Source organism: Deltaproteobacteria bacterium (genome assembly GCA_013151915.1).
Lineage (GTDB): Bacteria > BMS3Abin14 > BMS3Abin14 > BMS3Abin14 > BMS3Abin14 > BMS3ABIN14.
In genome coordinates this window covers 29,183-42,417 of record JAADHJ010000016.1, presented here as the reverse complement: position 1 = coordinate 42,417, position 13,235 = coordinate 29,183, and the positions used below count along the sequence as shown (strand labels likewise).

The window sequence follows — 13,235 nt, the reverse complement described above, 5'->3', positions numbered from 1 at the left end:
CTCCTTCTAAATAAAATCATCCTACTTCGCGTTAAAGCGAATAATGCGTGCAAAACTGTCAGCTTTAAGACCGGCACCCCCTACGAGGGCTCCATTAATGTCCGGCATGTCCATCAGCTTATCGATATTGTCCGGCTTTACGGAACCGCCGTAAAGTATCCTGATGTCCCCGGCCGTGTCATCACCAAAGATGTTGGCCAGAATGCCGCGGATAAAGCTGTGAACCTCCTGGGCGGTTTCCGGAAACGAGGTCTTACCGGTACCGATGGCCCAGATAGGTTCGTAGGCGATGACCAGTTCACTGCCGCTATCCAGGACAGTGCCATGCGTTCCGCCCCTGACCTGTCTCTCGATAACATCCAGCGTCTTTCCGTATTCTCTCTCACCTAGGGTCTCACCCACACAAAGGATGGGAATCAGCCCTTCCCGGACTGCCGTATTGACCTTCCTGCCGACCTCCCCATCGCCGTCTCCGAAATATTGTCTCCTTTCGGAATGACCAAGGATCACAAAGCGGCAGCCGAGATCACGGAGCATTCCAGCGCTGATTTCGCCCGTATAGGCCCCGTCCTCTTCCCAGAACATGTTCTGGGAAGCCAGTGAAATACCCGTTCCTCTGAGGGCGCGGCCCACTGAGTACAGGGCGGTAAAAGGCGGGGCCAAAACTACGTCCACATCATCCGGCGCATTGCCGATCTCCCGGAAGAGTTCCTGAACCATGTCCAACGCTTCAGGAACTGTTTTGTGCATCTTCCAGTTCGCAACAATAAGCGGTTTGGGCATATCCATTACCTCCTAAGGGCAGCAAGCGGGCTTTACCACCGGCGAAACGATCTGTCAACCAATTGTCTGCCTGTTGATGCGGTCAGCGACTGTCAAGAGCGTTGACGCCGGGCAGCTCACCGGTTTCCAGCAGTTTAAGGAAAGCCCCGCCGCCGGTGGAGATGTAATCCATCCTGTCGGAGTTGCCGGTAGCGTGAACGGCCACATCCGTATCCCCCCCTCCCAGGATAGTCAACGCCTGGGACCGGGCCAGGGTTTCAACGATGGCGAAAGTGCCTTTGCAAAACGGGTAGAGCTCAAATACCCCCATGGGACCGTTCCAGACGATAGTTCGGACATCAACAAGGGCCTGGCGAAACAGGGTGACCGTGGCAGGTCCGATATCCAGCCCCATGTAATCATCCGGGATCTCCTGGCACGGAAAGATCCTCGTCTCGGCCCTCTCCTCTATTTCCCTGGCAACCACGGCGTCGACAGGAAGATAGAACGGAATGCCCCGTTTCCCGGCCCCCTCCATGATTTCCCGGGCAAGATCAAGCATGTCCTCCTCAACGAGGGAACGACCGACCCGCATCCCCATGGATTTCAGGAAGGTAAAGGCCATCCCGCCTCCGATGAGAATCTTGTCGACCTTCTCAAGGAGACTCACAATAGCCTTGATCTTTCCGGACACCTTAGCTCCGCCGATAATGGCGACCAGGGGTCGAACCGGTTCCTCGAGCGCCTTTTTAAAGAAGGAAATCTCGTTTTTAACCAGGAATCCAGCGACGGCGGGCCTCAGGAGGACCGGGACTCCCACAACGGAGGCATGCTTCCGATGGGCTGTGGCAAACGCATCATCAACGTATATCTCCCCAAGGGACGCCAGCTCCCGGGAAAAATCGGGGTCATTGGCACTTTCTCCAGGATGGAACCGAAGGTTTTCCAGGAGGAGAATATCTCCAGGATGGAGACCCTTCACCAGGCTCTTCACCTCTTCACCAATGCAGTCGGGAGCCATCATCACATGCTGGTGCAAAAGGCGTCCCAGACGCTTTGCGACCGGGCTGAGGCTCATCTCCGGCCTCACCTTGCCGTTGGGTCTGCCGAGGTGGCTCATGAGGATGACGCTGCCGCCTCCATCGAGAATATGGTTGATGGTGGGAAGTGTGGACCTTATTCTCGTGTCGTTGGCGATGTTCCCATCACTGTCAAGGGGAACATTGTAGTCCACACGGACAAGCGCCCGCTTTCCATGAAAGTCAACGTCTTCCACCGTCAGTTTATCCATTACGATTAAACCCCGTAAAGGTATTTCATGAGATCCCTCAGCCTCGAGGCATAGCCGAATTCGTTGTCATACCAGGCGAGCACCTTGGCCATCCGCCCTCCTATGACCTTGGTCATAGGAGCGTCGAAGATGGATGAGGCATCGTTTCCGTTGAAATCCACGGAGACCAGGGGATCCTCGGAATAGCGAAGAAAACCTACAAGCGGACCCTCCTCCGAGGCCTTTTTCATGGCATCGTTGATAACCTCCGGGTCCACATCCTTCCCCAGATCAACGGTCAGATCCACCAGCGAGACGTTGGGGGTCGGAACCCGGACGGCAATGCCGTCAAGCTTGCCTTTCAACATGGGAAGAACCTCAGCCACAGCGACAGCGGCGCCGGTCGTGGTGGGTATCATGGAGACCCCGGCGGCCCTTGCTCTCCTCAGGTCCTTATGGGGCAGGTCAAGTATGCGCTGATCGTTGGTGTAGGAGTGGATGGTTGTCATGATCCCGTGAACGATCCCGAAATTTTCGTCCAGGACTTTTGCCACCGGAGCGAGGCAATTGGTGGTGCAGGAGGCATTGGATATAATTCTGTGTTTATCCCTGTCGAGATCCCGGTTATTAACACCCATGACCACGGTGATGTCCGGAGCCTTGGCTGGAGCCGAAATTACAACATGAGAAGCCCCGGCCTCGAGGTGTTTCCCGGCCGCTTCCCGCGTCCTGAAAAGCCCCGTGCACTCCAACACGACATCAATACCCAGCTCTTTCCAGGGCAGGTTTCCGGGATCTTTCTCCGACAGAACCTTCACTTCCCTTCCACCTATTTTAATGGTGTCCTCCGTAGTTTCGACCTCGTCGGAAAGGCAGCCGTGGACCGAATCATGGCAGAGGAGAAAACTTAATGTCCCGGCATCCGTAAGATCGTTAATTGCAACAAATTCGATTGAAGCGTCGTGAAGGGCACTTCTCACGACAAGCCTTCCGATGCGGCCGAACCCGTTGATCGCGACTCTGACGGCCATGAACTCATCCCTCCTTCCAGGATCCGGGAGCGACGGGGCGCTCCTAAAAAATTTTGACCATAAATAGGGTCGTAAAAAATCCATCCATGGTTTTTTACTTCACGGAAAGCGAAAAATGTCATTTTCACTTTCCTAACAAATCTTCGATTTGCGCGCTCTTCTGTGGGCACGTTGATGACTTCTAACGAAGTCATCAACCTTAATCCGGTTAACGTTCAAACATTATCAACCACCTGCGCCCCAGTCAAACCATTTTTAAATTTCCTGCATTCACAACTGTCACACCATCATAGGCAGGGAGAAATAATATTCAGGTAACGGATTAACCAGCTTGACAAAAGCTACCGAATTTCCTAGAATTTCTATGACTGAAAAGTGCCACTTTGCGCTTCACGCTATTGCCGACAGGTCCCGACATGAAGAAGATCGCTTCAAAAAAAGGGCATATCCTGATTATTGAGGATGATCCCATCTCGAGGAACATCCTTTCAAACATCTTTGAAAACGAGGGGTACACCGTCTCCGTTGGGTCAGACGGCGTGGAAGGCCTGGAAAAAATCCTCAGTGAGGCACCTGACCTGGTCATTCTGGACGTTGTCCTCCCAAGACTGTCCGGCTTTGAGGTGTGTCGATCCGTCAGGAAAAACCGGTCCGCATCCTCCATCCCGATCCTGATAATAACCTCGCTTGATCGGAAAGAAAACATTATCAAGGGCCTGAAATCGGGGGCTAACGATTACATACCCAAACCGTTCAATCCCGCGGAAGTCCTGGCCAGGGCCAAGGTGAATCTGGAACAGAAGTTTTTCCTCGACAAGCTCAAGGACAGGACCAGCAAGTTCCGGCTGGCCTATGAAGTTCTGGAAACAACCACGTCCCTGCTGGATCTAAAAAGGATCCTTTTCGTTCTTGTGGAGAAAACAGCGGTGGCTTTGAAAGCGGAACGGTGTTCCATCGTGGTGGTTGAGAACGAATGGGATGAGGAAAGCAGCGGTATGAAGGGTAGGGTCCTGGTCTCCCACGAGGATCCCAACCTCCACGAAATCTCCATCGACCTGTCAAGATACCCAGAGATTCTCAAGGCATTCAGCACCGGTGAGGTCGTTCTGGTGGAGGACGTCGCCACCGACCCACTGATGAAAGACGTTCGTGAAATGGTAGCGCCCCTTGGATACCAATCCATCCTCGCCGCGCCCCTTTCCTTTCGCGGAGAGGTGATGGGAGCACTGCTTCTCCGATCGGCAAGGTCCGGAAGAAGCTTCTCGGAAGAAGAGATCGCCATTGCGAGGGTCATAGCCGGAGCGAGCACCAACGCTCTGAAAAACGCTTCCCTGTACGAGGCATTGGAGGACAGAACCCGGAGAGCCGAGAAACTCAACGAGGAACTTCTGAGAACCAACCAGGAACTCGAACGTTTGAGTAAGGTCAAATCGGAGTTCGTCTCCACGGTTTCCCACGAACTGCGAACACCTCTGACATCCATTATCGGATTCTCGGAGCTTATGGCCGAGGAACAGGCAGGAGCCCTCACCAGAGAACAGAAGGAGTATACCCGGCAGATCCTTCGGAAGGGAAAGGATCTGCTGGCACTGATCAACGATATCCTGGACACAGGTCGTTTAGATGCAGGCCGCATTGCCTGCAGGTTCAGAATGGTTAACCTGCGGGATGTAATGAACAATGTCCTGTCATCAACCCGGCATGTAACGGGCGCCAAACCCCTGATCCAGATGGAACTGCCCGACGATCTGCCGGAAATAGAGGCCGATCCCGACAAAGTCGCCCAGATCCTTACCAACCTCACCACCAACGCCCTGAAATTTTCTCCGGGCGGTTCACCGGTGGTCATAAGCGCCAGGCTTCTTGAAGGACGCCGGGAGAACGACAAAAGCGACCTGGTACGTATCAGCGTGACGGATCAGGGAATAGGAATAACGGAAGAGAATCTGGAAAAGGTATTCGAACGGTTTTTCCAGATCGACCAGGGGGCGGCCAGATCTCGAACAGGCGCGGGCCTTGGATTATTCATATCCAAATCCCTCGTTGAACTCCATGGAGGAAAAATCTGGGTTGAAAGCATCCACGGAAAGGGCAGCACATTCCATTTCACCCTCTCCCTGTCTCAGGCCTGAAAACAACCGGCCCCTCTAAATTTTTATTCCTTCCTGCTGAACGTAAGCTCTTTACCGTCTGCGTCCACCACAACTGTTTCGCCATCCTTAAAGACGCCGGACAGAATATCGGTGGCGAGGACGTTCTGTATCCTCTTCTGTATAACTCTTTTCAATGGCCTGGCCCCATATGCGGGATCGTAACCCTCTTTCGCGATGAGCTGCAATGCACTATCCGTCAGTTCCAGGGATATTCCCCTGTCCGCGAGAAGGGATTCCAGCCTGCGGATCTGGGTGCCGACGATAACCTTGATCTCCTCCCTGGTCAGGGAATGGAATATTATGACATCGTCAACTCTGTTGAGAAACTCCGGTCGAAAGTGGGATTTCAAAGCCTCCATGATCCTTTGTCTTATCTTTTCCTCCCCTTCGAATTGGAACTCTGCCAGGTAGTCACTTCCAATATTTGATGTCATGATCACGACGGTATTACGGAAATCCACAGTCCTGCCCTGCCCATCGGTCAGACGTCCGTCATCCAGCAGCTGGAGCAGAACGTTGAAGACATCCCGATGGGCCTTTTCTATCTCATCGAAAAGGATGACGCTGTAGGGACGCCGCCTCACCGCCTCGGTGAGATAACCTCCCTCCTCATAACCGACATACCCGGGAGGGGCCCCGATGAGCCTGGCAACAGCATGTTTTTCCATGAATTCGGACATATCCACCCGAACCATGGCATTTTCGTCATCGAAAAGAAATTCAGCCAGGGCCTTGGCCAGTTCGGTCTTTCCAACACCGGTGGGTCCCATGAATATGAATGAGCCGATGGGACGATCGGGGTCCTGGAGGCCGGCACGCGACCTCCTGACTGCGTTGGACACGGCGATCACGGCCTCTTTCTGCCCTATCACCCTTTCGCTGAGACGCTCTTCCATTTTGATGAGTTTCTCAACTTCCCCTTCCACCAGGCGGCTGACCGGAATTCCTGTCCAGCGGGACACGATTTCCGCAATATCATCAGAGTCAACCTCCTCCTTGAGCATTCTCTGGATCGATTGGAGCTCCTGAAGCTTACGGTTCGCCTCCGCCAGCGCCTCCTGAACCCGGGGAAGACGACCGTACTTGAGCTCCGCCGCCGCCTCGAGGTTGCCCTCCCGTTCAGCCCTTTGTGCCTCGTTCCGCACTTGCTCCAGTTCCTCTTTCAGGGAACGGATGGTCTGGATCGTATCTTTCTCCTGTTGCCAGTGCGCTTTCATAGCCGACCCTTTTTCCGAAAGATCGGCAAGTTCTTTTTCGATCTTTTTCAGCCTGTCCCTGGAACCTGGATCCTTCTCCTTTTTCAGCGCCTCCTTTTCAATCTGAAGCTGAACTATCTTTCTTTCCACCTCATCAATCTCCTGCGGGAGACTGTCTATCTCGATGCGCAGGCGGGAAGCAGCCTCGTCCATAAGATCAATGGCCTTGTCCGGAAGAAAGCGATCGGCAATATAACGGTGGGAAAGTGTCGCCGCCGCAACAATCGCCGAGTCGGTAATACGGACACCGTGGTGCACCTCATATCGCTCCTTGAGGCCGCGAAGGATGGCAATGGTATCCTCCACTGAAGGCTCGGATACGTAGACCTGCTGGAAGCGCCGCTCCAGAGCGGCATCTTTCTCGATATATTTACGATATTCATCCAGGGTAGTCGCTCCGACGCATTTTAACTCCCCTCGCGCCAGCGCTGGTTTGAGCATATTTGACGCGTCCATGGACCCTTCGGCGCGGCCGGCCCCGACAAGGTTGTGAAGCTCATCGATGAACAGGATGATCTCACCAGCGCCTTCTTCCACTTCCTTTAAGACCGCCTTGAGCCGCTCCTCGAATTGTCCCCTGTATTTGGCGCCTGCGACAAGGGCGCCCATGTCCAGGGCCACGATCCGCTTGCTTTTCAGACCCTCCGGAACATCTCCTGCGGCTATTCTCTGGGCAAGGCCCTCTGCAATGGCGGTCTTGCCGACACCGGGCTCTCCTATCAGGACCGGGTTGTTCTTTGTACGTCTTGACAGAACCTGAATAACCCTCCTGACCTCGTCGTCCCGGCCGACAACAGGATCCATCTTGCCTCGCCGTGCCAGGTCTGTGAGATCCCGCCCGTATTTCATGAGCGCCTGATAGCTCTCCTCGGGATTCTGGTCCGTCACACGGTGGCTGCCCCGGACATCCTTCAGCGCGCCCAGTACCTGGTCCCGGTTGATCCGGGCGGAACGGAGAATATCTGCGACCGCCCCTTCCTTCTCCTGGAGCATGGCCAGGAATAGATGTTCGGTGCTGACATATTCATCCTTCAGAGCCTCCGCTTCCGTAAGAGCGAGATTAAAGAGGTTGTTCAGACGCGGGCTGATATACGCCTGGGTCAGCCCCGAAACCCGGGGCATACGATCAAGGGCATCTTCCAGCGCTGTCTTGACGCCGTTGGGATCGGCTCCCACCTTCTCAACGAGGGGCCAAATCACTCCCCCTCCCTCCTGATCCAGAAGAGCGTGGAGCAGGTGCTCTATCTCTATTTGTTGATGCCCACGTTCCTCGGCATCGCGCTGCGCCCCCTGAAGTGCCTCCTGGGCCTTGATTGTTAATCTGTCAAAATTTAATGCCATCTGGTCTTCCTCCCACCATGAAAATCTCTTAAGCGGACCTGTCGCGAGCTAATTGCCGAACGCTAAGCGGAAACCATTCCCCGCATTGTAAAATGGCTCGAAGAGACTTTTTACGAGGTCGTCAATGGTTAAAAACTAACCATTTCCATGGTGGTGTCAAATCAGTCAGACCAGCCCCGGAGCAGGTGAGGCTCTCGGAATAGTAATCTTCTGGAGAATATGTGGTATTGACATGTACGACAATATATTTAATTTTCATATATAATGAAAATAAGGGGGTTTATCGAATGATCGTTTACGACCTGCACTGTTCCCGAGGCCATGTTTTCGAAGGCTGGTTCAGGGGACACCAGGAGATGGAACAGGAAAAGAGCGCCGGGCGCCTTACATGTCCTATGTGCGGCACTCAGGAGATACAACTTCTTCCATCAGGGGGACATTTCTCAAAAAAATCTGAGGATGCATCCTCAGCCAAACCCGAGCCTTCATTTGCCAAGAGGCTAAGTGACTATCTGGAAGAAAAATTCGAAAACGTAGGCCCAAACTTTGCGGAAGTTGCATTCAAGATACATTTCGGAGAGATCGATCAGAAAAACATTCGTGGATCCGTTACCCCGGACGAAGAAAAGGACCTGCAGGAAGAGGGGGTTGAGTATCTCAAGATCCCCATCCCCAAATTCCAGAGCTGAGTCTTTCCAATCCTGGTTGAAAGAGGGTCGAAAATCAGGTTTGTCGATAAGACCGACCGCCGGAACGAAAGCAGCCGCTCAATGGCGGCTGCTTTTATTTCTGGTGGGCGATACTGGGTTTGAACCAGTGACTTCTACCGTGTGAAGGTAGCACTCTCCCGCTGAGTTAATCGCCCCAATGTTGATTGGGTCGTAAACAGGCCATCCATGGTTTTTTACTCCACGGAAAGCGAAAAATGTCATTTTCACTTTCCTTACAAATCTTCGATTTGCGCGCCCCTCAATGGGCGCATTGATGACTTCTTAACGAAGTCATCAATGGCAAAATTATATCAGCACATCAAGGGGTGTCAACCCTGCGGCCTCTATCCTAAAACGACGACCCTATGGTGGCGGCGGTGAGTTTGCCGTGGATAACGCCCCTGGTGCCGATGAGGCGATCGGCCATCTTTCTTATATCCGAACTCTTGCCCCTCACCACGATGATCTCCAGACAATGGGCGTGAGTAAGGTGAACGTGAAGACTGGAGATAATCGAGGCTCCCATCTCATGCTGAATGTGGGTCAGGGCGTCCGCCAGTTCCCTGACGTGGTGGTCATAGACAATCGTTACCGTGCCGACCGTCTCCTCGTCGGCCTCCCACTCCCCTTCAACCAGATAGTCCCTGACAAGGTCCCTCAATGCCTCCGAACGGTTGGCGTAGCCTTTGTCAGCAATTAACTCATCGAAACGTGCCAGGAGCCGGCTTGGCATTGACACGCCGAAGCGGGTCAATCTCTCTATTTGCATTATGGCCTCGGACTACTGTCCCGTGGGAGTTTTTACCTCTGGAGCTGCCTTGGGAGGACGGCCCCGACGCTTGGGGGCGGTCGCTTTGGAAGCCCCTGCCGAAGCTGTTGCCTTGGGGGGACGGCCTCGACGCTTGGGGGCGGCCGCTTTGGAAGTCCCCGTCGAAGCTGCTGCCTTGGGAGGACGGCCCCGACGCTTGGGAATGGCCGCTTTGGAAGTCCCTGCCGAAGCTGCTGCCTTGGCTGCCTTGGGGGGACGGCCCCGCCTCCTTGAGGCCGGTGCCTTGTCCTTGGAACCGGCCTTCAACTGCCGGGTAAGCCCGCTGATCCTTTTATCGATCTCCTTGATATTGGAGACTAATTCGGCAATATTCGTTTCATCCTTTTTTCCCGGCTTTTTGTAGCTTCCGTAAAATGCCTCGCCCAGTTCTTCGAAAAGGTCTTTTTTCTGCCGCTTCAAGGACCCTATTTCGATTCTCATCTGTGCCGCTTTTGTGACCCTGTCGGCTTCACCCTTTCCCTTCATGACGACATCCACCAGCTTTTTGCGAAAATCGTCTAGAGCACCTTTTACTTTTTCCAACTCTTTTTCCATACCTTTCTCCTTTCATAATTTACAATTAATGAATTATTTACTTAATTTATTAATTGTAAATATAACATTATTAAATGGTCATCAATACCCAAAATATTTATTCGCAGATTTTTTCGGAACCTGGAGTAAAACAGGTTCAACGTAAAAAAGAAAGTCCAGAGTCCATCCGCCTTCGCTGAAACTACGGCGCGACAGGGTGTCCAGAGTCCAGAGGAAAAAAGCGGAGACGGAGAGCGCAACGACGGAAGGGCTTGAGGGCGTATCGAGATACAAAAGTATCGAGGTTTTCCAGACCTCAAATCCTAGACCCTGGTTATTTCACCACAGTGCAGCCGCTTGAAGGCTGCACCACAGGGTTTTAAAAAGGGTTCATCACAATAATGCGCACCTCACTGCATCTTAAAGCATGATTTAACAGGGATGAAGGGGATGGAGGGGATAAGGCGCATCCCTCACCAAAGCCGTTGAGGCACTTCGGGTTGCGATGAAAGCTTGCTTTATTCTCAATCCGAAGTGTCTCAATCAGCCGATTTCAGAGAAATCCCTCTCCCCCGGGAGAGGTTTGGTGAGGGGAGTATCTTTTCCATGGACACCGGGGCTCTGAAAGGGGTTGTTCGGGAATTTATCCCCTCCATCCCCTCCATCCCTGTGAGAAAAGGTTCATGATGATTATCCGCCCCAGGCTCCGACGAAGCTGAACAGGGAGCGAGCGTGAGAAAAGAATTTCACAGCCAGGTACTCGTTTTTGCGATGACCCAGAATTTATTACTTTAAAACCCTCCTTTAAAACCCTGGTGAGTTGGCTTTGGACCTTGGACTTTGAACGTTGAACGTGGTTATTCGGACGTTGAGCATGAATTTAAACCACCAGGCGGACGCCGTAATAGATGAACCAGAAACCCAATACCACCAGGGCCATTGAGCACAGGTACATCAGGGTCGAATAGAATTTCATGTCCGAGATGCCTATCCCTCTTGAGACCGTTGTGGAAACCAGCGTGTACCACGCGAGGTCTCCGGAAATATGCCCGGCGAAAAAAACGGCCACTCCGAGAGGACCTCTTTCGGCCGCCACCGTCAGATATGCCAACCCTACCGTCGCCCACCAGAGGGTCCAATAGGGGTTTGAGAGGCTGCCGGCAATACCCAGGAACACCGCCCTGCGACCGCTTTGTTCCGGCCCGGATGGTTTTTCCGTAAATTCTCCCGACCTGACGACAGTGAACATGCCCTTTCCCATCCACACAAGGATGAGCCCTCCGGCAAGACCGATCCAGCCCTGGACCGGCCTGGCCTGGAACAACGGGCCCGCACCGAGGAAGACGAGGGAAACCAGGCCCAGTTCCAGAATGCCGTGACCGAGGACAGCCAGGGGACCGAATTTCCAGCCGTAACTGGGTGAATTTCCCAGCGTAACCGCGAGAAGAGGTCCCGGCATCAGGGCGCCTGAAAGGGCCACGATAAACGACGAGAAGTAAAGCACCAGGAAACTCATTCTCGTCCAGCCTCCATGCGCAGGCTTTTGAGAATATCCACCTGGTCCTTGTATCGGCCCCGCGAAACCGGAAGGGGCCGGGTCTCAAGGATAGCGGGATGATCCCTGAACTCCCCCATCCCAAAGAGGGTTTTAAATCCATCCTTTCCCATAAGACCCTCTCCGATCCGTGCGTGCCTGTCTATTCCGGCCCCAAGAGGCCTTGCCGAATCGTTGATATGAAATGCCCTGATGAACTCGGTACCGGCCTCGTCGTTGATCCTGGCGAGGGCTTTTTTTATCCCGTCGCCGACGCCCAGATCATATCCCCCCGCGAAGGCATGAGCGGTATCAAGACAAAAACCGACCCGGTCCGGAAATGGGATGGACCTTCTGATTCGGCCGAGTTCCGTAAAGTCGCCCCCCAGGGTGTCGCCCGACCCGGCGGTATTCTCCAGTAGGATAACAGGTCCACCACAGGCCCCATCAAGGACCCGGGTGAAAAAATCCGCCGCTCTCCTGATTCCGTCCTCAAGACCTGAGCCTCTGTGGGATCCGGGATGGACCACCAGATAATCGACCGCGATCTGCCGACATCTGGAATACTCCGCCTTCATGGCATCAAGGGATCTTTTCCACAGCCCATGATCAGGTGATGCCGGATTGATCAGATAGGATCCGTGAACCATAACGGAGCGGAGCGGAGATTCCGCCAGCCTTCCTTTGAACTTCCCTGCCACATCGCAGGGAACCGGCGGCACGGACCATTTGCTGGGCGACCCCGAAAAAATCTGCATGGCCTCGCAGCCGTCCTCCTCCGCCCTTTCAATGGACCGTTCCAGTCCACCGGATATGGATTCGTGTGCCCCGATCAACATCGCCTTGCCTTTAGCTTGGGGGACGTAGTTAAGTTGTTAAGTTGTTTATTTGCTGATTTGTAAGCATAATATCCGTGTTTTTCCAGCCGTCGGAAAAACAACTTAACAACTTAACTACGTCCCCTGGACTTTTTACGACCCTATCAACAGAGGATATGGAAACGTCGTAATGAATGTCAAGGCCGTCTTATTCGATCTCGGGGGAGTCTACTATACCGAGGGATTTCGTGATGGGCTCTACGCCATCGCCGGCGAGGTCGGGGCGGACGCGGCCCACCTATACTCGGCCGGGAAAGAACTTGTCTTCACCACCGGATACATCACCGGAAACGCTCCCGAATCCGAGTTCTGGAAGGCCCTTGCAAACACGACGGACACGGAGGAGAATCCTCGGCAATACAGACAGATTATTCTTGAGTCCTTCAAACTCCGGGGCGGGATGGATTTTCTTGTCCAGGAAATACGCCATGAAGTTCCCGTCGGCCTGTTGACGGATCAGACCAACTGGCTGTATGAACTCCAGGAGCGTGACAACCTGTTCCTTAATTTCGACCAGGTCATCTCCTCTTATGAGGAAGGTTTCAGCAAGAGAGATTATGAGATATTCCGAACAGCCTGTCAGCGAATGGACATATTTCCCGAGGAAGGGATTTTCTTCGATGATAATATGGAGAACGTCGAAAAAGCCAGGGAATTCGGGTTTTCGGCCCACCTGTTTCGAAGTCCCGGAGCCTGCCGGGACGTCCTCCTGACGGCCGGGCTTTTCAAGAAACAAGGATGATGACTTTTTACGATCATATAAAAGTTGATGACTTCGTAAAAAGTCATCACCGCGCCCAAGGAGGGCGCCCTTTGAATCTGGTGCGAAAGGGGGGATTCGAACCCCCACGGAGTTGCCCCCACTGGACCCTGAACCCAGCGCGTCTACCAGTTCCGCCACTTTCGCTGATAAATTTCCACCACCGCGGCATGGATAATTTTCCGAGTGTTGTCCCCG

Annotated in this window: 10 protein-coding genes, 2 tRNA genes and 1 pseudogene; 3 read left to right on the top strand and 10 right to left on the bottom strand. The window is 53.5% G+C overall.

Annotated features, from left to right (window positions below):
* Positions 1-21: 21 nt before the first annotated feature.
* The 3 genes from GXP52_03600 to gap all read right to left on the bottom strand — a co-directional run bounded on the left by GXP52_03600 (position 22) and on the right by gap (position 3,063).
* The gene (locus GXP52_03600; protein NOY86369.1) at positions 22-783 is read right to left on the bottom strand and encodes a triose-phosphate isomerase; all 762 of its coding nucleotides are present in this window, start codon (positions 781-783) and stop codon (positions 22-24) included.
* Between the two features lie 82 nt (positions 784-865).
* Positions 866-2,053, bottom strand: a complete 1,188-nt coding sequence (locus GXP52_03595; protein NOY86368.1) for a phosphoglycerate kinase — start codon at positions 2,051-2,053, stop codon at positions 866-868.
* Positions 2,054-2,058: 5 nt separating this feature from the next.
* Positions 2,059-3,063, bottom strand: coding sequence for a type I glyceraldehyde-3-phosphate dehydrogenase (gap, locus tag GXP52_03590; protein ID NOY86367.1), 1,005 nt, complete (start codon positions 3,061-3,063; stop codon positions 2,059-2,061).
* A 416-nt stretch (positions 3,064-3,479) separates the two neighbouring features.
* On the opposite strand from gap, the gene GXP52_03585 reads away from it, so the two are divergent.
* The gene (locus GXP52_03585; protein ID NOY86366.1) at positions 3,480-5,195 is read left to right on the top strand and encodes a response regulator; all 1,716 of its coding nucleotides are present in this window, start codon (positions 3,480-3,482) and stop codon (positions 5,193-5,195) included.
* 23 nt (positions 5,196-5,218) lie between these two features.
* On the opposite strand, the gene clpB is transcribed toward GXP52_03585, so the two are convergent.
* Positions 5,219-7,813 carry an ATP-dependent chaperone ClpB gene (clpB, locus tag GXP52_03580; GenBank protein ID NOY86365.1) on the bottom strand — a complete coding sequence of 865 codons (2,595 nt, stop codon included), beginning with the start codon at positions 7,811-7,813 and terminating at the stop codon, positions 5,219-5,221.
* A gap of 287 nt (positions 7,814-8,100) precedes the next feature.
* Here clpB and GXP52_03575 point away from each other — a divergent pair, with 287 nt between their 5' ends.
* A complete protein-coding gene (locus GXP52_03575; protein ID NOY86364.1) occupies positions 8,101-8,502 on the top strand; it encodes a DUF1178 family protein in 402 nt (133 codons plus the stop codon).
* A 101-nt stretch (positions 8,503-8,603) separates the two neighbouring features.
* Here the strand turns inward: GXP52_03575 and GXP52_03570 are convergent.
* The 5 genes and pseudogenes from GXP52_03570 to GXP52_03550 all read right to left on the bottom strand — a co-directional run bounded on the left by GXP52_03570 (position 8,604) and on the right by GXP52_03550 (position 12,238).
* A tRNA-Val gene (locus tag GXP52_03570) sits at positions 8,604-8,678 on the bottom strand.
* Between the two features lie 194 nt (positions 8,679-8,872).
* A complete protein-coding gene (gene nikR, locus GXP52_03565) occupies positions 8,873-9,292 on the bottom strand; it encodes a nickel-responsive transcriptional regulator NikR (GenBank protein ID NOY86363.1) in 420 nt (139 codons plus the stop codon).
* A gap of 12 nt (positions 9,293-9,304) precedes the next feature.
* A pseudogene (locus GXP52_03560) lies at positions 9,305-9,508 on the bottom strand (transcriptional regulator).
* A gap of 1,237 nt (positions 9,509-10,745) precedes the next feature.
* The gene (locus GXP52_03555; protein ID NOY86362.1) at positions 10,746-11,381 is read right to left on the bottom strand and encodes a LysE family transporter; all 636 of its coding nucleotides are present in this window, start codon (positions 11,379-11,381) and stop codon (positions 10,746-10,748) included.
* Complete coding sequence (locus tag GXP52_03550) at positions 11,378-12,238, bottom strand: deoxyribonuclease IV (GenBank protein ID NOY86361.1); 861 nt, start codon at positions 12,236-12,238, stop codon at positions 11,378-11,380. The genes GXP52_03555 and GXP52_03550 overlap by 4 nt, the downstream gene beginning before the upstream one ends.
* Positions 12,239-12,407: 169 nt before the next feature.
* Here GXP52_03550 and GXP52_03545 point away from each other — a divergent pair, with 169 nt between their 5' ends.
* On the top strand, positions 12,408-13,019 hold the full coding sequence (locus GXP52_03545) for an HAD-IA family hydrolase (GenBank protein ID NOY86360.1): 612 nt from the start codon (positions 12,408-12,410) through the stop codon (positions 13,017-13,019).
* 78 nt (positions 13,020-13,097) lie between these two features.
* Here GXP52_03545 and GXP52_03540 read toward each other — a convergent pair.
* Positions 13,098-13,184 (bottom strand) — tRNA-Leu (locus GXP52_03540).
* Positions 13,185-13,235: the final 51 nt, after the last annotated feature.